Genomic DNA, 20,265 nt, shown 5'->3' with positions numbered 1-20,265 from the left:
GTGACGGGTGGTGCGGCGCGCCTCCACCAATGGTTGAGGGTTACCGGCCATTATCGGGCTCATGAAGATGCTGGCGCTGTTGTCGAAGAACACCGAAACACTGCCTGGTCTCTCCGGTATTGCCCGGGTGGACCGCAACACCCGGCGTCTACTCAAACGGGTCGGAGCCGGCGACGTGGTGGTGCTCGACGAGATGGATCTCGATCGGCTCACCGCCGATCGGCTCATCGAAGCGGGGGTGGTCGCGGTGGTGAACACCTCACCCTCGATCTCGGGTCGCTATCCGAACCTCGGTCCAGAAGTGTTGGTGGCCAATGGAATTCTGCTCTTGGACACGGTGAGCTCGGATGCGTTCAGCCGGATCAAGGACGGTACCAAGGTCCGCATCACCGAGGGCATCGTCTATGTGGACAAGCTGACCAAAAAGGAGCCCGAGGTCCTGGTCGAGGGCATCGAGCTGACCGAGTCGGCGATCGCGGACCGAATGATCGCGGCCCGCAACGGGCTGGCCGACCATCTCGAGGCGTTCGCGGGCAACACGATCGAGTTCGTCCGTACCGAGAGCTCGCTGCTCATCGATGGCATCGGCGTACCGGAACTCGAACTCACCATGAAGCAACGCCATGTGGTCGTGGTCGCCGACGGTCCGGATCATGCCGACGACCTGAAGCGAATCAAGCCGTTCATCAAGGAATACGCGCCGATCATGGTCGGCGTCGGCCGCGGCGCCGACACCCTGATGAAGCAGGGCTACCGGCCCGACCTCATCATCGGCGACCCGGACGAGATCACCAGCAATACCCTGAAATCTGGCGCCGAGGTGATCCTGCCCGCCGACACCGATGGCCACGCCAAGGGGCTGGAGCGCATCCAGGATCTGGGTATCGGCGCGACGACATTCCCCTCGTCGGGCGCACCAGCGGATCTGGCATTGCTGCTGGCCGACCACCACGGCGCGGCATTGATCGTGACAGCGGGCGCCGCCGCATCACTCGATGATTTCTTCGACCGCGGACGCCGAGACAGCAACCCGGCGACGTTCCTCACCCGGCTCAAGGTCGGGACGAAATTGGTAGACGCGAAGGCTGTCGGCACGCTCTACCGAAACCGGGTTTCCGGCACGGCGATCGCGATGGTCGTGTTGGCCGCGCTCGTCGCGGTGATCGTCGCGCTGCTTGCCTCGCACCTGGGTAACGATGCGCTCGACTGGGCGATCGATACCTGGAATCGATTTGCGCTGTGGGCGCAGCGAATAATCGGAGACCGTTGATGATTTCCATACGGCAGCATGTCATTTCGATCGTAGCGATCTTTCTGGCGCTCGCGGTCGGGGTGGTACTCGGCTCGCAGACAGTGGCGGCCGATCTGCTGTCCGGGCTGCGCGCGGACAAGACAGATTTGCGCACCCAAGTCGGCACGCTCTCCGAGCAGAACCGCGAACTCACCGACGAGTTGAACGCCGCCGACCGGTTCATCGCGGGCTCGGCCGGCCGGATCCTCGGCGGCACCCTCTCCGAACGCAGCGTCGTGGTGTTCACCACCCCTGACGCAGATCCCGCCGATATCGAGGCGGTGACGAAGGGGCTGGAAACCGCGGGTGCCACCATGACCGGGAAGATCGCGCTCACCGACGCCTTCCTCGACGCGACCGAGGGGGACCGGATGCGCACCGCGATCACCAATGTCATTCCGGCCGGCGCCCAATTGCGTACCGGGGCCGTCGATCAGGGCAGCATGGCGGGGGACCTGCTCGGGCTGGTGATGCTGCTCGACCCGGCCAACTCGCAACCACGCAGCACCCCGCAGGAACTGAGCCTGGCGCTCGAGACGCTGCGTGGCGGCGGTTTCCTCGCCTACGGCGACACTCCGGTGCAACCCGCGCAACTCGCGGTCGTCGTCACCGGAAATGGCGCTCACTCCAGCGAGAACGCTCAGGGCTCGAACACGGCCCGATTCGCGGGGGCGCTGCGTGGGCGCGGTGCGGGCGTGGTGCTGGCCGGTCGATCGGGCGCGGCCGACAACCCGGGCCCTATTTCCGTCGTGCGCTCGGATGCCGCACTGGCCACCGCCGTGACAACAGTGGACAACCTCGACCGGGAGATCGGTCGCGTTACGGCCGTACTCGGGCTCACCGAGCAACTAAGCGGCGGCGCCGGCCGATACGGCACCGGTACCAAGGCGAACTCGCTGACCGTCGTGGCTCTACCGCGCTGAATTCCGCGGCGTCGCGGCACTGGTCGTCCCGCCTGGTGGTAGCGATGCGGCGGCGGTGTCGAGGCGACCTGCCTCACAGCGGCCGTGCCCATGTATCGGTGCGGGCGCGCGGTTGGGGCCCGGCGCTGCGAACATTGCCGTCGACGTCTGCGAGCGATCGCAGCGACCGGGCGGCAAACGTGCGTGGCGTGTGCTCGGATGAGCGGATTCGTGTTACCGTGAAGACCCGTGGGTCAAACACGGATTCAGGCGCGAACGGCCACGAAGCACATCTTCGTCAGCGGTGGTGTCGCCTCCTCATTGGGTAAGGGCCTTACCGCCTCCAGCCTCGGTCAACTGCTGACGGCGCGTGGACTGCGCGTCACCATGCAGAAACTCGACCCGTACTTGAACGTCGATCCGGGAACCATGAACCCGTTCCAGCACGGCGAGGTGTTCGTGACGGAGGACGGCGCGGAGACCGACCTGGATGTCGGTCACTACGAGCGATTCCTCGATCGGGATCTGTCCGGCGACGCGAATGTGACTACGGGACAGGTGTATTCGTCGGTGATCGCCAAGGAGCGGCGCGGCGAATACCTCGGCGACACGGTGCAGGTCATTCCGCACATCACCGACGAGATCAAGAGTCGCATCCTCGCGATGACCGGTCCCGATCTGCAGGGACACGTCCCGGATGTGGTGATCACCGAGATCGGCGGCACTGTCGGCGACATCGAGTCGCAGCCGTTCCTCGAGGCGGCACGTCAGGTGCGTCACGATGTGGGCCGGGAGAACGTCTTCTTCCTGCATGTCTCGCTGGTGCCCTACCTGGCACCCTCGGGTGAGCTCAAGACGAAGCCGACCCAGCACTCGGTGGCGGCGCTGCGCAGCATCGGTATCCAGCCGGACGCGTTGATCCTGCGCTGTGATCGTGACGTGCCGCAGGGCCTCAAGAGCAAGATCGCGCTGATGTGTGACGTCGAGGTCGACGCATGCATCTCCACCCCGGACGCGCCGTCGATCTATGACATTCCGAAGGTGCTACATCGCGAGGGCCTCGACGCCTACGTGGTACGCAAGCTCGGACTCCCGTTCCGTGATGTGGACTGGACGGTGTGGGGTGATCTCCTCGACCGCGTGCATTCACCGCGCGAGACCGTGGAGGTGGCGCTGGTCGGTAAGTACGTCGATCTGCCGGACGCCTACCTGTCGGTGACCGAGGCGTTGCGCGCGGGCGGGTTCGCCTCGCGGGCAAAGGTCAACATTCGCTGGGTCCAGTCCGACGACTGTGAGACCCCCGCCGGTGCGCAGGCGGCGCTGCGTGACGTGGACGCGGTGCTGATCCCCGGCGGGTTCGGTATTCGCGGTATCGAGGGCAAGGTCGGTGCCATCCGGTATGCCCGCACCAGGGGTTTACCGTTGCTCGGACTCTGCCTCGGTTTGCAGTGCGTCGTGATCGAGGCCGCGCGTTCGGTCGGGCTGGCCGATGCCAACTCGGCCGAATTCGAGCCGGACACAACGCATCCGGTGATCTCGACCATGGCCGATCAGCAGCAGGTCGTCGCCGGTGAGGCCGACCTCGGCGGCACGATGCGACTGGGCGCCTACCCGGCCATTCTGGCAAAGGGGTCGTTGGTCGCGCGGGCATACGGCGCCGAGGAGGTCTCCGAGCGGCACCGCCATCGTTATGAGGTGAACAACGCCTACCGCGACAAGGTCGCGGCGAGCGGGCTGCAGTTCAGCGGCACATCGCCGGATGGACATCTGGTCGAGTTCGTCGAACTGCCTGCCGACAAGCATCCGTTCTTCGTCGCCACCCAGGCGCATCCCGAGCTCAAGAGCCGCCCGACCCGGCCGCATCCGCTGTTCGCGGCACTGATCTCGGCGGCACTGAAATACAAATTGGCCGAACGCCTTCCGGTGGATCTGCCGGACGAAGAGTTCGCCGCCGCGGACCAGGCTTCGTCGTGACCGAGCCAGGGGGCGGACCGGGTAGCCACGATTTCGAGACGGTATCCAGCCGCACCATATACAGCGGCGCGATCCTCGCATTGCGGCTGGACCGGGTGGCGATGCCCGGTGGCCGGGTCGTCGAACGCGAGGTGATCGAACACCACGGCGCGGTCGCGGTTGCGGCCATCGACGATGACGACAACGTGGTGTTGATCCGTCAATACCGCCATCCCATCGGTACCCGGCTGCTCGAACTACCCGCCGGGCTGCTCGACCTGCTGGGGGAGGATCCGCTGGACGCGGCCGAGCGCGAGCTTGCCGAGGAGACGGGCCTGGCGGCGCGGGAATGGTCGGTATTGGTCGACGTCGCGCTCTCGCCCGGCTTCACCGACGAGGCACTGCGGGTCTACTGTGCGCGCGGGCTGTACGAGACCCATCAACCGGAGCCGGAGAACGAGGAGGCGGACCTGCAACTGGTCCGTATGCCGGTCGCCGACGCCGTGCGGGCCGCGCTGTCGGGTGAGATCGTCAACGCGACGGCCGTCGCGGGTGTGCTCGCACTCGCGGCCGCCCGCGCGGGCGGTGTCGAACTGCGACCCGCCGACGCGCCGTGGCCGGGCCGGCCCAGTGCGTTCCTGCGCCGCAAGGCGGCACAGCAGCAGTCCGAAGACTGACGGGACCCGGCGGTGCTCGCGCGGGAAATCGACGCCTACCTCGACCATCTCGCGGTGGAGCGTGGCGCGGCGCGTAACACCCTCGGTGCATACCGCCGGGACCTTGACCGCTATCGGGACTTCCTCACCGGGCATGGTGTCGATGGGCTGGACGCGGTTTCGGAATCCGACGTCGCCGAGTTCGCCATCGCCTTGCGGACGGGCAGTGCCGACCATCCGCCGCTGGCGGCGGGCTCGGTGGCCCGGGCACTGATCGCGGTGCGCGGGCTACACCGGTTCGCGGCGGCCGAGGGCATGACCGCCACCGATGTCGCGCATACCGTGAAGCCGCCCGCACCGGGCCGGAGGTTGCCGAAAGCCCTTCCATACGGCCAGGTTCTGAAGCTGCTCGAGGCCGCGGGTGGCGGGCCGATGGACGCCGGCGATCCCGAGGCGTCAGTGGCGACCGATGGCGGGCCGCGCGGATTGCGCGATCGCGCGCTGCTCGAGTTGCTGTATTCGACCGGCGCGCGCATTTCCGAGATGGTCGGGCTCGATGTCGACGACATCGATGTCGACGAGCGAGCCGTCGTGCTGCACGGCAAAGGCGGCAAACAACGCATGGTGCCGATCGGCAGGCCCGCACTCGCCGCGGTCGACGGCTATCTGGTGCGGGGACGGCCGGTGCTCGCCGCGCGTGGGAAGGCCAATGCGGGCGCGCTGTTCCTGAACGCGCGCGGCGGTCGGCTGTCACGCCAGACCGCGTGGCAGGTGCTGCAGACCGCGGCCGAGCGCGCCGGGATCACCGCAACAGTGTCGCCGCACACACTGCGGCATTCGTTCGCGACGCATCTGCTCGACGGTGGCGCCGATGTTCGCGTTGTCCAGGAACTGCTCGGGCACGCCTCGGTCACGACCACACAGATCTACACGCTTGTCACGGTGAACACCCTGCGTGAGGTGTGGGCCACCGCGCATCCACGCGCGCTCTAGCCCGCCGCGACCGGGGACCACGTGCACACCAATCGGATTCGGTTCTCCGACATCGGAGAACGATCACAGCCCGGTGGAGTATCTGGTGGTGCTCACACCGGGTATCGTCCGTTTCGGGTGGGTTCGATGTCCATTTCTATGGCGGACCCACATGGTGATGACAGAGTGAGAGGTAACGTTTTCACTGCGAACACGCCGCACTCAGCGCGGCAGTTGGACTCAGTCAAGCGGTAGCGTTCATGCGAGTGCTGGACCGTACGAAAGCGAGGTCGGGCCTGATCGGCCTCGCTACGCTCGGCGAGGCAACGGGCAGGAACGTATAAGGAGCAGCGGATCGTGACGACAGCCAGTGCGGCGGAGCCGCCGATCAGTGCTGGGGCGCAGCCGCTTACGGGTACCCAGTCGTACCCGGAGGCCTCGGCGGGAGCACTGTGGGGCAACGGCGGCGAACCGGCCCCCGACGGTGCGGCGCTCGGCCCCACCGGTCGGCCCCTGCGTGCGGTTCCTGACCCACCACCGGTCGAGCGGCACGGCGATGCCCTCATCGTCGCCATGTGCAATCAGAAGGGCGGCGTCGGCAAGACCACCTCGACGATCAACCTCGGTGCCGCGCTTGCGGAATTCGGGCGGCGGGTGCTGCTGGTCGACCTCGATCCGCAGGGAGCCTTGTCGGCCGGCCTGGGTGTGGCCCACCATGACCTCGATCTGACCGTGCACAACCTGCTCATCGGCTCCAAGGTGTCCATCGAAGACGTGCTGATGGAGACCCGCGTCGAGAACATGGATCTGCTACCGAGCAATATTGATCTGTCGGCGGCGGAGATCCAGTTGGTCAACGAGGTCGGACGGGAACAGACGCTGGGCCGCGCGCTGGGACCCGTGCGCGACCGCTACGACTACATCCTGATCGACTGCCAGCCTTCGCTCGGCCTGCTGACGGTGAATGCGCTGGCTTGCTCCGACGGCGTGATCATCCCGATGGAATGCGAGTATTTCTCGCTGCGCGGGCTGGCATTGCTCAACGACACCGTCGAAAAGGTACGTGACCGGCTGAACCCGCGGCTGAGCCTGTACGGGATAGTGGTCACCATGTTCGATGCCCGCCTACTGCATTCGCGTCAGGTCATGTCGCGGGTGGTCGAAGTGTTCGGTGACCTGGTCTACGACACGGCCATTTCGCGGACCGTGCGATTCCCCGACGCCAGTGTCGCGGGCGAACCCATCACCACGTGGTCGCCGAAATCCGGTGGGGCCGAAGCATATCGGGCGATGGCGCGGGAAGTCATCCACCGGTCCGGCCGGTGACCGAGGCTCCTGAACCGGCGCCATCGACAACCACGGAAACGCTCGACTCGGAGCCTGTTGTGGGTCCGGTCGATTCGGATATGGAGCTGCCCGGCGACGAGGCCGATGCCGGCCAGAAGTCCGGGTTTCACCTACGGCTGAGCAATTTCCAGGGGCCGTTCGATCTGCTGCTGACCCTGATCAGCTCACGCAAGCTGGATGTCACCGAAGTCGCGTTGCACAAGGTAACCGATGAATTCATCGCCTACACCAAGGCGTTGACCGCGGCGCTATCGGGCAGCGGCACCGGCGCCGCTCTGCGTGCCGACAAGATCCTGGACCAGACCACCGAATTCTTGGTCGTCGCCGCCACGTTGCTCGATCTCAAGGCGGCCAGGTTGCTGCCTTCGGGTGAAATGACCGACGCCGAGGATCTCGAACTCCTGGAGGCGCGCGACTTGCTCTTCGCTCGGCTGCTGCAGTATCGGGCGTTCAAACAGGTCGCGGAACTGCTCGGCGAGTTGGAGGCCGTCGCGCTGCGCCGCTATCCGCGTGCGGTCGGGCTGGAGGATCGGTTCGCGCAGTTGCTGCCCGAAGTCACGCTCGGGGTCGACGCGCACGAGTTCGCGGCGATCGCCGCCGCCGCCTTCCGGCCGCGCCCGATTCCGAAAGTCGGGCTCGATCACCTGCATTCACATGCCATCTCGGTTGTCGAGCAGGCCGCGATCGTGCTCGAACTGTTGAAGCTGCGCGGCCCGGGCGGTTGGACGACCTTCGCTGAGCTGGTCGCCGACTGCGAGATGCCGATACAGATCGTGGCTCGCTTCCTGGCACTGCTCGAGCTGTATCGCGGCAAGACGATCGAATTCGACCAGCCCGACCCGCTCGGCCCACTGGCGGTCAGCTGGATCGGCGACCCGAAGGACGATGACGCCCCGACGGCCGACACCGTGACTATCGAGGAGGACTACGGGTGAGCGAGCACGGCGAGCAGCCCACGGACTCGGCTGGGCAGGACGCCAGCGCCGGAATCGGCGACGAAAAAGCCGCATCCGGCCGCGACGTGGCGGAGTTCACGCCGGACGCTCTCGGGGACGACGAATTCCGGTCGGCGTTGGAGGCGATGCTGCTCATCGTGGACGCTCCCGCCCCGGTAGAGCTGCTGGCCGACGCGTTGGCCGATACCCCGGTGCGGGTGGATCGCACCCTGCGGGAGATGTCCGCGGAACTGTCCGCGCGGGCCAGTGGTATCGACCTGCGTTTCGTCGGAGACGGCTGGCGCTTCTATACTCGCAGCGAGTACGCGCCGTATGTGGAACGGATGCTGCTCGATGGCGCTCGCTCGAAATTGACGCGGGCGGCATTGGAAACTCTGGCGGTGGTGGCATACCGTCAGCCGGTGACCCGGACCAGGGTCAGCGCGGTACGCGGTGTGAACGTCGATGGCGTGATGCGGACCCTGTTGGCACGCGGATTGATCTCCGAGGCCGGCGTCGACCCGGAGACGAACGGCACGCAATACCGCACGACCGAACTGTTCCTGGAACGGATCGGACTGCCGTCGCTGACCGATCTGCCGCCACTGGCGCCCCTACTTCCGGGCGTCGACCTGATCGATGAGATCAATGAGAGCCTGGAAACGGATCCCCGTTACACCAGGCTGAGGAAACCCGCCGAGGCCGATTTGGACCTCGGTTCCGAAGAATGACAGGACAACATGAATACGCCCGCTCGCCGAGATGGCACACCGGATCGTAGGAACAGAAGCGACCAGCCCACCAGGGGTGGCGCAGGCCGAAACGCAGGCGCGCGAGACGCGCGTTCAACGCAACGGGGGAGTACCCAGCGCGGTGCCTCATGGGGCGGCGCCGAGCGGGGTGCGCGAGAGGGATACCGGGGGAACACCGAGGGCGGCTATCGCGGCTCCACCCAGGGTGGTTCCGGGCAGCGCGGTTCGTCGACCAGCGGTAGCTACCGTGGGTCCTCGCAGAGCGGTTCCGGGCAGCGCGGCTCGTCGACCGGCGGCTACCGGGGAAACTCGCAGAACGACGGCGGCTATCGCGGCTCGTCGCAGGGCGAGGGCGGTTATCGCGGTGGCTCACCGAGCGGTGGCTATCGCGGGTCCTCGCAGGGGCCGCGTGGTGGTTCGGAAGGTGGTGGCGCGCAACGTGGTTCGTCGCAGGGTCGCTACCGTGGCGCCGAGCAGGGTGAAGGCGCGCAACGGAGTTCATCGCAGAGCCGTGGTTACCGTGGTGCCGCGCAGGGCGGTTCCGCGCGGCGGCCCACGCAGTCGCCATCGGGTGGGACCACCGGCCGCAAGACCAAGAACCCGAAGCCACAGCGGGCAGCGTCGCAGTCGCCGCTGCTGAGCAATGCCAAGCCGGCCAGGCGCCAGCATGTCGAGCCGTCCGCCGGTACCGGACACGTGAAGCTGCCCGCGGGCGAAGGGGAACGGCTGCAAAAGGTGCTCGCCAAGGCGGGCGTCGCCTCGCGTCGTGCCGCCGAGGAGATGATCGACCAGGGCCGCGTGGAGGTCGACGGCGCCATCGTTACCGAGCAGGGGCTGCGGATCAATCCGGAGACCGCCGTGGTTCGCGTCGACGGCACCCGGGTGATGGTGCGTGCGGAACTGGTCCATATCGCGCTGAACAAGCCGAAGGGCTGGCAGTCCACCATGTCCGATGATCTCGGCCGTCCGTGTGTTGGCGATATCGTCGCCGAGCGCATCGCGGCCGGGCAACGACTGTTCCACGTCGGCCGTCTCGATGCTGACACCGAGGGGCTGCTGCTGCTCACCAACGACGGCGACCTCGCTCATCGGCTCATGCACCCCTCCTTCGAGGTGTCCAAAACCTACCTGGCGACGGTGAACGGCGAGGTCAACCGGTTGATCGGCAAACGGCTGCGGGACGGAATCGAACTCGATGACGGCCCCGCGAAGGTCGACAAGTTCCAGGTGCTCGAATTGGGCGAGGGACGTTCTCTGGTGAAACTGGTGTTGCACGAAGGACGCAAGCACATCGTGCGCCGGCTGCTCGACGCCGTCGGCCATCCGGTGACCCGGCTGGTGCGCACCAATATCGGTCCGGTCGCATTGGGCGATCAACGGCCCGGCACGCTGCGTGTGCTCGGTCGCGATGAAATCGGCAAACTGTATGAGGCGGTGTCGTTGTGAACGGTCTGGAGATCCCGGTCGAGGCCCCTGGGCAGGTATCGGGCGCTTCGGCACTGGTTGTTGCGATGGACGGTCCCTCGGGTACCGGTAAATCCAGTGTGTCGCGGCGCTTGGCGACCCGCCTGAACGCTCGATACCTGGACACCGGTGCGATGTACCGGGTGGCCACGCTGCGTGTGCTGCGTGCCGGTATCGAGTTGACCGACACCGCAGCCATCGGCGCTGCCGTCAAGGAATTGCCGCTGACGATCGGCACCGATCCGGGTCAGGAAGTGATCGCGCTCGACGGTGCGGATGTGTCCGAGGAGATTCGCGGCGATGCCGTCACGAAGGCTGTCTCGGCGGTGTCCGCCGTGCCCGAGGTGCGTGAACTGTTGGTTGCCCTGCAACGCGAAATCGCCACCGCCGCACAGCGAATCGTGGTCGAGGGCCGCGATATCGGGACGGTCGTGCTGACGGACGCGGACGCGAAGATCTACCTGACCGCCTCCGCTGAGGCCCGCGCGCAACGGCGCAACCAGCAGAACATTCGTGAAGGCCGAGGTGACGACTACGAGGCTGTGCTCGCCGATGTGCAGCGGCGCGACAACCTCGATTCCACCCGCAAGGTCTCGCCGTTGCGCCCGGCCGTCGACGCGGTACTGGTCGACACCAGTGAGATGAATATGGACGAAGTCATCGATGATCTGTACCGCGTTGTGCGGCAGCAGGTTTCGGCGAGCCGGATGGGAGGTGCGCAGTGAGCGAGGACGTTCTCGTCGGCGACGGGGTATGGAGTGACGAATCCGATTGGGAGGTAGCCGATCTCGACGGTGAGTTCGATGTCGACGCGCACCTTCCCATGCCGACCCTCGCCGTGGTCGGCCGCCCGAATGTCGGCAAGTCGACGCTGGTCAATCGGATTATCGGCCGTCGTGAGGCGGTCGTGGAAGACATTCCCGGGGTGACAAGGGACCGGGTGTCCTACGAGGCGAACTGGGCGGGACGCAAGTTTCTGGTGCAGGATACCGGCGGCTGGGAGCCCGACGCGAAGGGCTTGCAGCAGTCGGTGGCGCGCCAGGCCGAACTGGCCATGAACACCGCCGATGCGATCCTGCTCGTCGTCGATGCGGTGGTCGGCGCGACCGCGACCGACGAGGCCGCTGTCAAGGTGTTGCGCCGCGCCAAGACGCCGGTCATCCTGGTCGCCAACAAGGTCGATGATCAACGGCTGGAGTCCGAGGCCGCCGCACTGTGGTCACTCGGTCTGGGTGAGCCGCGCATGGTCAGCGCCTCGCACGGTCGCGGCACCGGTGACCTGCTCGACGATGTGCTCGCCGTGCTGCCGGAAACCCCGCGTGAGGGTAGCGGCGGTAGCGGCCCGCGTCGTGTCACGCTGGTCGGCAAGCCGAATGTCGGCAAGTCCAGCCTGCTGAACAAGCTGGCAGGCGACGAGCGGTCGGTGGTGCACGATGTCGCGGGTACCACCGTCGACCCGGTCGACACGCTGGTCGAATTGGGTGGAAAGGTCTGGAAGTTCGTCGACACCGCAGGTCTGCGTCGCAAGGTTTCGCATGCCAGCGGCATGGAGTTCTATGCGTCGCTGCGCACCAAATCGGCGCTGGAGGCATCCGAAGTCGCCATCATGCTGGTCGACGCCTCGCAGCCCATCACCGAGCAGGATCTGCGGGTGATCAGCATGGTCGCCGAGTCGGGGCGCGCGTTGGTGCTCGCATTCAATAAGTGGGATCTGGTCGACGAGGACCGTCGCCTGCAACTCGAGCGCGAAATCGATCGCGACCTGGTCCGCGTCCCGTGGGCGCAGCGGGTGAATATCTCCGCCCACACCGGCCGCGCCGTCCAAAAGCTTGTTCCCGCAATGGAAACCGCCCTGGAATCCTGGGATAAGCGCATCCCCACCGGCCGCCTGAACACCTGGCTCAAGGAAGTCATCGCGGCGACACCACCGCCGATGCGCGGCGGCCGGCTGCCACGCGTCCTGTTCGCCACCCAGGCCACCACCCGCCCCCCGACCTTCGTGCTTTTCTCCACCGGCTTCTTGGAAGCGGGCTATCGCCGCTTCCTGGAGCGCCGCCTGCGCGAGGAATTCGGATTCGACGGTTCACCGGTGCGGATCTCGGTGCGTGTGCGGGAGAAGCGGGACCGCAGGAAATAGCCATCAGGCGCGAAACACGCTGTCTCGCAAACGTTTACACGCCTCACAGTGGCTATGGCCGCAGTGGGGCGGGTAAACGTCTGAAGTGACTCGACGTGCGGCACCGGCACCGGCGGCTACGAGATCTCCTCGTCAGGGGCGTTGCCTGCTGCCCAGATTCCGCGCACATGCCCGATGTGCCGACGCAGAAAGCGTTCGACCTCCTCGCCCGCTCGGCGTTCGATCAGGTCGACGATCGTGTGATGTTCCTGCGCGGAATTCTCCAGTTCGCCGCGCTCGACGAGCGCGGCGAGGCCGAATAGCCGGGTCTGGGCGCGTAGGTCGCTGACGATCCGCGACAGCCGGGGATTGTGGCAATAGTCCAGCAGCATCAGATGGAATCGCTGGTCGGCGTCGATGTATTCGACCAGATCGCCGTGCTTGGCGGCGTCGACGATCTTGTCGGCCTGCTCGCGCAGCCCGGGAATATCGGAGGCGGGGATGCTGTCGATGATCGCCCGGACACTCGGTGGCTCGAGCAGCATGCGGATGCGGGCGATCGAATCGAGGTCGTGCTCGGAGGTCTCGGTGACGCGAAAACCCTTATTCGGCACCGAGGTTACGAGACCCTGCTTGACCAGATCCAGCATCGCCTCGCGTACCGGTGTCGCCGAGACCCCGAACCGCTCCGACAGCCATGGCGCCGAGTAGAGCTCGCCGGGCTCGAGTTCACCGGAGATGATCGCCGCACGCAGCGCGTCCGAGACATGATCGCGCAGCGTGGGCCGTTTGCGGGTGTCCAACCGTTCGATCATCAATGCACTCCGGGTTTCTCCTGTGGGTGTGCCCGAGGCTCCGAGCATAGTTAGCTCTCCATCGTATTCAGTTTCGAGTTCCGGTAGCTGAAGCCCCAATACAGTGCCAGACCCAACATCAGCCAGACGACGAACCGCAGCCAGGTGACCCAGTCGAGGTGGCTGAGCAGCCACGCGGAGAAGCCGACACCGATCAGCGGCACAAGCGGAACCCACGGCGTGCGGAAGGCCCGATCGGCGTCCGGGCGTGTCCGGCGCAGCTGGATCACGCCGATCGCGACGACGATGAATGCCATGAGTATTCCGACATTGGTGAGTTCGGCGGCTTCCCGGATCGGTAGAAAGCCCGCGATCCCGGCAGACACGATGCCGACCGGCCAGATCACTCGGCTGGGAACCTTGCGGCGCGGGCTGTTCTTGCCGAAGTACGAGGGCAGCAGACCGTCGCGACTCATGGCGAAGCCGACGCGAGTGACAGCGAGCATATTCGCGAACGCGGAGGTAGTGACGCCGACGACGGCACCGACCGCGATCACCAGGCCGAGAATGCCCATTCCCACAGTGTCGAAGGCGCTGGAGAATGGGGAGGAAACGTTGATGTCGGTGTAGTTGACCATCCCGACGATGACCAGGCAGACCAGCAGGTAGACAACGCTGGCGATGCCCAGGCTGATCATGATGGCCTTCGGCATCAATTTCTTGCCGTCCTTGGATTCTTCGGCGGCGGCACTCATCGCGTCGTAGCCGTAGACCGCGAAGAAAGCCAGTGCCGCACCGGAAACCGCGCTGCCGACGCCGAATGGGAAGAATGGTGTGTAGTTGCCCGCCTTGATATGGAACGCGCCCGCGATGACCACCACCGCGACGATCACCAATTTGACTGCGACGAGGCCGGTTTGGACGCGGGCGGATTCGCGGGTGCCGCGCGAGAGCAGGAACGCCAGCAGCAGGCAGAGCAGGACCGCGAACAGGTCGATCTTGTGACCGGATCCGGTGCCGGGCGCGCCGAGAGCCCACGTGGGCAGGTCGAATCCGACATAGTGGGTGATGTAGTTCAGATAGCCGGATACCGCGATCGCGACCACCGAGACGATGGCGGTGTACTCGAGCAGCAGGTCCCAGCCGATCATGAAGCCGATGATTTCGCCGAGCGCCACGTACGAATAGGTGTAGGCCGAACCCGCTTTCGGAACCATGCCAGCGAATTCGGCATAACACAGACCGGCGGCTCCGGAGGCGATGATGGCGATCGCGAACGATACGAGCACGGCCGGGCCCGACACCTCGTTCGCCACCACGCCCGCAAGCGAAAATACACCGGCCCCAACGAGTCCGCCGAGGCTGAGCGCGACCAGTTGCCATAGGCCCATGCTCTTTTTGAAGTCACCGGTTTCGGGGACGGTGACGGGCATTCGCCGCATCATGCCGCTTCTTGTGATGGGTGGACGCGGGTTTCGGGTGACGACAGACATTGTCGTGGCCTTTCGCAGGGGTGGTGATGTGAAGCGTCGGAGATCTGTTGCGCTAGAAGACGAAACCCTCGGGGAAGGGGTCGGTGGGGTCGAGTAGGTAATTCGCCGTTCCGGTCAGCCAGGCGCGGCCGGTGATCGCGGGCACGATCGCGGTACGGTCGCCGACGGTGGTGGTGTCGACGGCGCGCGCGGTGAAGGTGGTGCCGATGAACGAATCGTTGTGCAGCACTTGATCACCCGACAGCAGGCCGCGAGCATGCTGGCGGGCCAGCAGTGCGGAAGTGCCGGTACCGCAAGGAGAGCGGTCGAACCACCCGGGATGGATGGCCATCGCGTTGCGGGTGTGCGCCGGTTCGGAATCCGGGGCCAGGAACAGTACGTGTTTGCAGCCGGCGATCCGCTCGTCCTCCAGATGCGCCGGGCGCCGGAATTCGTTGATGGCCTCCATGATTCGCAGGCCCGATTCCAGAATCCGATCCTTCCGGGTGCGGTCGAACGGCAGCCCGAGTTCGGCGATATCGACTATGGCGTAGAAGTTTCCGCCGTAGGCCATGTCGTAGCGCACCACGCCGATGCCGGGCACCTCAACCTTGTTGTCCAGGCTGTCGCAATACGCGGGCACATTGCGCAGAGTGACCGAATCAGCGTGACCACCGCTGACGGCCACCGAGGCCACCACCCGTCCGGCCGGGGTATCCAGCCGAATCTCGGTGTGTGGCTCGGTGACCGGTACCATGCCTGCCTCCACCAGCGCGGTAGCCACTCCGATGGTGCCGTGTCCGCACATCGGGAGCAGCCCGCTGACCTCGATGAACAGCACACCGTAATGCCCGTCGTCGGTGGTGGCTGGCTGCAGGATCGCCCCGCTCATCGCGGCGTGCCCGCGCGGCTCGTTGACCAGTAGCCTGCGTAGCCCGTCGAGGTGTTCGGTGAAATACATGCGGCGAGCGGCCATGGTGTCGCCGGCGATCGTGCCGACGCCACCGGTGATCACGCGCGTCGGCATCCCTTCGGTGTGGGTGTCGATGGCGGAGATGATCATGCTGCTGTGCATCAGGGCTGTCCTTCGCTGTCGAGATCGGCGAGTTCGCGTAGTCGCACCGGAGCGGCGAGTGGTCGCCAGGCGGGGGTGGCGGCGGCTAGGCCGGGGGTTGCGGACCGTTCGACGGCACCGGCCGGGTATTGCTGGTCATGTAGGGTTTCGCAGGCGCTGCCCGGGCAGGCGCGATCCTGTGCGTCGACGGCACCGTCCGCATGTTCGCGTACCCGCAGTGCCTCGATATTGGCGGCGCAGATCCGGCCCTGGCACGGGCCGAGTCCGGCGCGGGTTGCCAGTTTGGCCGACCGGTAGCCGTCGCCCGTGGCGTGGGCCCATACCGACGCCAACTCGCCGCGGCTGGTGCCTTCACAGCGGCAGATCACGGTTTCGGGTTGTGACCAGGTCAGCACGCCGGGCCGGATGGGATGCGCGGCCGCCAGGCGTGCCACGAACTGTTCGGCGGTACGGTGGCGCGCACGCAGCGCCCGATCCATGGTTGGGTCGGCACCTGCGGCGGCCAACCCAGCGACGGCGCCTTCCACGGCCGAAACCTGTGACCCGCCGATGCCGGTCAGTTCGCCTGCCGCCCAGACCGATTCGGCGGTTGTCCGCTGGGTGCCGTCGACGAGCACGAAGCCGTCCGCCCTCAGCTGGGCTCCGGCCGCGACCGCGAGTTCGTGCTGCGGGGTGAATCCGTGTGAGACGGCGACCGCGTCCACCGGGACCGTGGTGTGGCTGCCGGGGATCGGGGTCCAGTTCTCGTCGAGGCGAGCAACCGTCGCCTCCTCGACCCGGCCGTCGCCAGCCACCGCGACTATCGCGCGACCTGTGCGCAGTGGAATCCGGTGTCGCACACCGCAAGTGATGTATTCCAACAACTCGGCGGCCTTGCCGGCACTGTGGCGTAACTGCCAGGGCCGAGTGGTCCAGTGCCGGGCGATCCGGCGGCCGGGATTGGCTTCCAGGACCGCCGCGACGTCGGCACCGCCTGCGGCGAGCGACTGTGCCACCGGCAGCAGAAATGGGCCGGTGCCGGAAAGCAATACTGACCGGCCGACGAGCACGCGCTGGGTTTTCGCGAGGGTTTGTGCCGCCCCGGCGGTGTAGACGCCGGGCAGATCCCAGCCGGGGAATGGACATACCCGGTCATATGCGCCGGTGGCCAGTACCAGCGCGTCGCCCTGTATCACCCGGTGGGTGCGCGGGTCACCCTCGACGCCGAGCAGCAGCCGCACGGCTGGGCAGCCGCCATCGAGGTGGCGCTCGATCTGATAAACCGTTGCCCACGAGAGGTATTCGCAGCGAGGGTGTTCGCTCAGCAGGCGCGCGCTACGCTCGGCGGCGGCGTACCCGTGCCCGATGCTCAGGGGGCGCCGGACCTCGTAGGCGGCCGGGATGCGCCGGTTGTACTGGCCCCCGAGCGCCTCGTTGGAGTCGATCAGTGTCACGGTCGCACCGGCGCGTAGCGCGGATTCGGCGGCGGCGGTGCCTGCGGGCCCGCCGCCGATCACGACCACGTGCCTGCTCATTGCACACCTCGGTCGGCGTCAGGTGAGTGGGGGAGACGGGTCTGGGTGGTGACGGTGTCGCCGTCGCGGGCGGGACGGCGACACAACCGGATGTCGGGCACCCCGTTGACAGTCGCGACGCAGTCGAAGCAGATTCCGATGCCGCAGAAAACACCGCGCGACCCGCCGGTCGGCGCGGTCCGCCAGTGCGAGCGACCATCGGCAAGCAGCACGGACGCGAGCGTCTGCCCGCGCACACCGGGGACCCGCGCGCCATCGACGATGATCGTCAGCGGCCGGTCCGCTCGGCCGACCGGATCCCTGTCCGGGGGAATCACCTTGGGACTCATCGGGATACCTTTCTCGCGGCCGGTTCGCTGCAGCGGGGAGCGATGACGGCCGGCCGGTCGACAGCGAAGGCCGCGATTTCGATCTCGACGGAGCGGCCGGCAAGTGCCGCGGATAGCAAGTGCGCGGTACCGACCGACAGACCGATGCCCGCCCCTTCGTGTCCGGTCGCGTGCCAGAGTCCTGGCAGCCGCGGATCGGGGCCGATAACCGGGAGATGGTCGTCGACGTAGGGACGGAAACCGCCGTATGCGCGCATGATCGCGATATCGGCGAGGATCGGATAGAGCCGCAGTGCCTTTCGGGCGATGGCGGCCATGCTGTCGGGGCGCAGTCGATTGTCGAAGCCGCACTGGCGGCGGGAGGACCCGAGCAACAGCGGGCCGCCGCGGGTGGACTCGACCACCGCTGACGATTGCAAGGCCGTATCCGAGCTGCTGACGGCGCCGACATAGTCCGCGTCGTAGACCTTGTGGAACACAGTCGGTGGCATCGGTGCGGTGATCAATACGTCGCCGCGTCGCGGCTTGACCGCGATCGGCGCGCCGAGCAGATCCGATACCGGGCCCGACCACGGCCCGGCCGCGTTGATCACGATATCGGCGTAGCGGGGTCCTCTGGTGGTCTGCACACCGACGAGCCGATCGTCGCGGACGATTGGTCCGGTTATGGCGCAGCGTGTTTCGACAACCGCGCCGCCGGCGACAGCGGCTCCGATCAATACGGATGCCGCGCCGACCGGTTGGACCTGGGCGTCATCGGGGTAATAGACGGCGGCGGCGACGTCCCGGGTCAGCGCGGGCTCGGCGGCGGCCAACTGATCCGCGTCTAGGTTTTCGCAGCGCACCCCGCTCGCGCGCTGGCTGCGCGCGAACTCAGCCAGCGCGGTGGCCCCCGCATCGGTGGTGGCAACGACGATGCCGCCCTTGGGTTCCCATTCGGCGACCGTGACATCCTCGAGCGCCCCCTCATCGATGCGCTCGAGGATGCCTGGCCACAGCCCGCGCGATAGCTGCGCAAGCTCCAGTTCGGGCCCGGGGCCCTTATCGGAGACGAGCACGTTGCCCTCGCCGTGCGCGGTGGTGCCGGACGCCAAACCGCCTGCCTCACAGACCCGCACCGACGCGCCATCGAGCGTGAGCCGGTCCGCGAGCGCGCACCCGATCATGCCGCCGCCGATAATCAGTACGTCGGTCCCCGGAAGGGACGCCGCGCCGGGCGAGTCGAGACTCATTGCGCGCGTGCCCCGTTCACCGAGCGCGGCACGCCGAGTGGGTTCGCGATACGCAACTGCGGCGGCAGCATCTCATCGGGCACCGACTGGAACGCGACCGGACGCAGGAAACGCGCGATGGCCGCGGTGCCCACCGACGTAGTCGCCGGGGCGGTGGTCGCCGGGTATGGTCCGCCGTGTTGCTGGGCGTAGGTAACCGAAAGCCCGGTGGGCCAAGAGTTCCAGAGCACCCGCCCGGCCGTGCCCGCCGCCGTGCTCAGCAGTGCGTGGGCGGTGTCGTCGGTGTGGTCACCGAATATCGACACGGTCAGCTCGCCGTGCACCGACCGGGCCAGTTCGAGGAGTTCGTCGTTATCCCGGTAGGTCACCAATAACGTCGCGGGGCCGAACATTTCGTGCATCAACGCGTCCCGATCGGCGAGCACGGTGCGCGTTGACGTCACGAGCAGCAGTGCTTCGCCGGGGCTACCGCCTGCCAGTACCCGCACCTCTGGATGCTCGCGCACCCGCGCGACAGCACTGGCGAACCCTGCGGCGATCGTCTCGTTGAGCATCTCTCCGGTCGGCACCGAAGCGGTGCGGGTCAGCTCGTCGAGCACTGGTGATTGTTCGGGTACCGCAACCAGTCCCGGCTTCGTGCACAGCTGCCCGGCACTGGAACTCACCGCGGTCAGCAGCCCCGCGGCGATCTCCGGTGCCCGAGACCGTGCCGCGTCGGCCGTCACGAACACCGGGTTGATCGAGCCCAATTCCCCGTAGAAGGGGATCGGTACCGGGCGTCCGCAGGCCAGGTCGTAGAGCGCCCGGCCGCCCGCGGTGGAACCCGTGAAGGCCACTGCGGCGACGGCCGGATGAGTAAGCGCCTGAACCCCGGCGTTGCGGCCGAAGATTAGCCCGAAACTCCCACGGGGCGCGCCACATTCGGCGAGCACCGTCTCGATGAGCTCGCCGACCGCACTGGAAAGTGCCGGGTGCCCGGGATTGGCCTTGACGATCACCGGGCATCCGGCGGCCAGTGCGGAGGCGGTATCACCACCCGCGACCGAGAACGCGAACGGGAAATTGCTCGCCGCGAAATTGAGGACCGGGCCGAGCGGAATATTCATGCGTCGCAGCTCCGGCCGCGGCGCACCCATCGGCCAGTCGGCGTCCGCGTCGTCGATGCGCACGTCGAGAAAGCCGCCGTCGAGCACCGTCTGCGCGAACAGCCGCAACTGGAAACTGGTGCGTCGCAACTCACCGACCAGCCTCGGCTCGGCCAGATTTGTCTCCCGCATTGCCAGCGCGATCAGCTGTGCGGCATGCGCGTCGAGCGCGTCGGCGATGCCATCGAGCACGCGGGCTCGATCGGCGAGCGACATCGCAGCCCATGGCCGCGCCGCCGCTGCTGCCGCCGCGACGGTGGCAGCGACCTCGTCCGAGGTGGTGTCCGTGACGGATTCGACCAGGATTCCGGTCATC

At 66.8% G+C, this 20,265-nt stretch carries 18 protein-coding genes; 11 read left to right on the top strand and 7 right to left on the bottom strand.

The window, feature by feature from the left end; genetic code table 11:
- Positions 1-61: 61 nt before the first annotated feature.
- The 11 genes from steA (at position 62) to der (ending at position 12,409) form a co-directional block, all read left to right on the top strand.
- Positions 62-1,270, top strand: coding sequence for a putative cytokinetic ring protein SteA (steA, locus tag LKE06_RS25680; RefSeq protein ID WP_228001934.1), 1,209 nt, complete (start codon positions 62-64; stop codon positions 1,268-1,270).
- Positions 1,270-2,214, top strand: coding sequence for a copper transporter (locus LKE06_RS25675; RefSeq protein ID WP_228001933.1), 945 nt, complete (start codon positions 1,270-1,272; stop codon positions 2,212-2,214). The genes steA and LKE06_RS25675 overlap by 1 nt, the downstream gene beginning before the upstream one ends.
- Positions 2,215-2,442: 228 nt before the next feature.
- On the top strand, positions 2,443-4,167 hold the full coding sequence (gene pyrG / locus LKE06_RS25670; protein WP_228001932.1) for a CTP synthase: 1,725 nt from the start codon (positions 2,443-2,445) through the stop codon (positions 4,165-4,167).
- A complete protein-coding gene (locus tag LKE06_RS25665) occupies positions 4,164-4,823 on the top strand; it encodes an NUDIX domain-containing protein (protein ID WP_228001931.1) in 660 nt (219 codons plus the stop codon). The genes pyrG and LKE06_RS25665 overlap by 4 nt, the downstream gene beginning before the upstream one ends.
- A gap of 12 nt (positions 4,824-4,835) precedes the next feature.
- Positions 4,836-5,795, top strand: a complete 960-nt coding sequence (xerD, locus tag LKE06_RS25660; protein WP_228001930.1) for a site-specific tyrosine recombinase XerD — start codon at positions 4,836-4,838, stop codon at positions 5,793-5,795.
- Positions 5,796-6,224: 429 nt separating this feature from the next.
- On the top strand, positions 6,225-7,100 hold the full coding sequence (locus LKE06_RS25655) for a ParA family protein (protein ID WP_228001991.1): 876 nt from the start codon (positions 6,225-6,227) through the stop codon (positions 7,098-7,100).
- 80 nt (positions 7,101-7,180) lie between these two features.
- Positions 7,181-8,056, top strand: a complete 876-nt coding sequence (locus tag LKE06_RS25650; protein WP_228001990.1) for a segregation and condensation protein A — start codon at positions 7,181-7,183, stop codon at positions 8,054-8,056.
- Positions 8,057-8,109: 53 nt separating this feature from the next.
- On the top strand, positions 8,110-8,787 hold the full coding sequence (scpB, locus tag LKE06_RS25645; RefSeq protein WP_372477429.1) for an SMC-Scp complex subunit ScpB: 678 nt from the start codon (positions 8,110-8,112) through the stop codon (positions 8,785-8,787).
- 9 nt (positions 8,788-8,796) lie between these two features.
- Positions 8,797-10,254: a pseudouridine synthase gene (locus LKE06_RS25640; protein ID WP_228001929.1), complete on the top strand. Its 1,458-nt coding sequence runs from the start codon at positions 8,797-8,799 to the stop codon at positions 10,252-10,254.
- Between the two features lie 65 nt (positions 10,255-10,319).
- Positions 10,320-10,997, top strand: coding sequence for a (d)CMP kinase (gene cmk / locus LKE06_RS25635; RefSeq protein ID WP_228001988.1), 678 nt, complete (start codon positions 10,320-10,322; stop codon positions 10,995-10,997).
- A complete protein-coding gene (gene der / locus LKE06_RS25630) occupies positions 10,994-12,409 on the top strand; it encodes a ribosome biogenesis GTPase Der (RefSeq protein WP_228001928.1) in 1,416 nt (471 codons plus the stop codon). Before cmk ends, der begins: the two co-directional genes overlap by 4 nt.
- 116 nt (positions 12,410-12,525) lie before the next feature.
- On the opposite strand, the gene LKE06_RS25625 is transcribed toward der, so the two are convergent.
- The 7 genes from LKE06_RS25625 to LKE06_RS25595 form a co-directional block, all read right to left on the bottom strand.
- Complete coding sequence (locus tag LKE06_RS25625; protein WP_228001927.1) at positions 12,526-13,203, bottom strand: GntR family transcriptional regulator; 678 nt, start codon at positions 13,201-13,203, stop codon at positions 12,526-12,528.
- 50 nt (positions 13,204-13,253) lie between these two features.
- Positions 13,254-14,615, bottom strand: a complete 1,362-nt coding sequence (locus LKE06_RS25620; protein ID WP_228001926.1) for an amino acid permease — start codon at positions 14,613-14,615, stop codon at positions 13,254-13,256.
- 112 nt (positions 14,616-14,727) lie between these two features.
- A complete protein-coding gene (locus tag LKE06_RS25615; protein WP_228001925.1) occupies positions 14,728-15,729 on the bottom strand; it encodes a proline racemase family protein in 1,002 nt (333 codons plus the stop codon).
- The gene (locus LKE06_RS25610) at positions 15,729-17,243 is read right to left on the bottom strand and encodes an FAD-dependent oxidoreductase (protein WP_228001924.1); all 1,515 of its coding nucleotides are present in this window, start codon (positions 17,241-17,243) and stop codon (positions 15,729-15,731) included. Before LKE06_RS25610 ends, LKE06_RS25615 begins: the two co-directional genes overlap by 1 nt.
- The gene (locus LKE06_RS25605) at positions 17,240-17,572 is read right to left on the bottom strand and encodes a (2Fe-2S)-binding protein (RefSeq protein WP_228001923.1); all 333 of its coding nucleotides are present in this window, start codon (positions 17,570-17,572) and stop codon (positions 17,240-17,242) included. Before LKE06_RS25605 ends, LKE06_RS25610 begins: the two co-directional genes overlap by 4 nt.
- Positions 17,569-18,804, bottom strand: coding sequence for an NAD(P)/FAD-dependent oxidoreductase (locus LKE06_RS25600; RefSeq protein ID WP_228001922.1), 1,236 nt, complete (start codon positions 18,802-18,804; stop codon positions 17,569-17,571). The genes LKE06_RS25605 and LKE06_RS25600 overlap by 4 nt, the downstream gene beginning before the upstream one ends.
- Complete coding sequence (locus tag LKE06_RS25595; RefSeq protein WP_228001921.1) at positions 18,801-20,264, bottom strand: aldehyde dehydrogenase (NADP(+)); 1,464 nt, start codon at positions 20,262-20,264, stop codon at positions 18,801-18,803. The genes LKE06_RS25600 and LKE06_RS25595 overlap by 4 nt, the downstream gene beginning before the upstream one ends.
- Position 20,265 lies beyond the last annotated feature (1 nt).

The sequence above is a fragment of the Nocardia australiensis genome (assembly GCF_020733705.1).
In the GTDB taxonomy this organism is placed as follows: Bacteria; Actinomycetota; Actinomycetes; order Mycobacteriales; family Mycobacteriaceae; genus Nocardia; species Nocardia australiensis.
Note: the sequence above shows the minus strand (reverse complement) of the source record. Positions and strands in the feature narration are given on the sequence as shown.

Bases quoted from the DNA above. Each gene is read 5' to 3' on its own strand.
- steA (WP_228001934.1), top strand. From the start codon at position 62: ATGAAGATGCTGGCGCTGTTGTCGAAGAACACCGAAACACTGCCTGGT.
- LKE06_RS25675 (WP_228001933.1), top strand. From the start codon at position 1,270: ATGATTTCCATACGGCAGCATGTCATTTCGATCGTAGCGATCTTTCTG.
- LKE06_RS25650 (WP_228001990.1), top strand. From the start codon at position 7,181: ATGGAGCTGCCCGGCGACGAGGCCGATGCCGGCCAGAAGTCCGGGTTT.
- LKE06_RS25640 (WP_228001929.1), top strand. From the start codon at position 8,797: ATGAATACGCCCGCTCGCCGAGATGGCACACCGGATCGTAGGAACAGA.
- cmk (WP_228001988.1), top strand. From the start codon at position 10,320: ATGGACGGTCCCTCGGGTACCGGTAAATCCAGTGTGTCGCGGCGCTTG.
- LKE06_RS25625 (WP_228001927.1), bottom strand. From the start codon at position 13,203: ATGATCGAACGGTTGGACACCCGCAAACGGCCCACGCTGCGCGATCAT.
- LKE06_RS25620 (WP_228001926.1), bottom strand. From the start codon at position 14,615: ATGCCCGTCACCGTCCCCGAAACCGGTGACTTCAAAAAGAGCATGGGC.
- LKE06_RS25615 (WP_228001925.1), bottom strand. From the start codon at position 15,729: ATGCACAGCAGCATGATCATCTCCGCCATCGACACCCACACCGAAGGG.
- LKE06_RS25610 (WP_228001924.1), bottom strand. From the start codon at position 17,243: ATGAGCAGGCACGTGGTCGTGATCGGCGGCGGGCCCGCAGGCACCGCC.
- LKE06_RS25605 (WP_228001923.1), bottom strand. From the start codon at position 17,572: ATGAGTCCCAAGGTGATTCCCCCGGACAGGGATCCGGTCGGCCGAGCG.
- LKE06_RS25600 (WP_228001922.1), bottom strand. From the start codon at position 18,804: ATGAGTCTCGACTCGCCCGGCGCGGCGTCCCTTCCGGGGACCGACGTA.
- LKE06_RS25595 (WP_228001921.1), bottom strand. From the start codon at position 20,264: ATGACCGGAATCCTGGTCGAATCCGTCACGGACACCACCTCGGACGAG.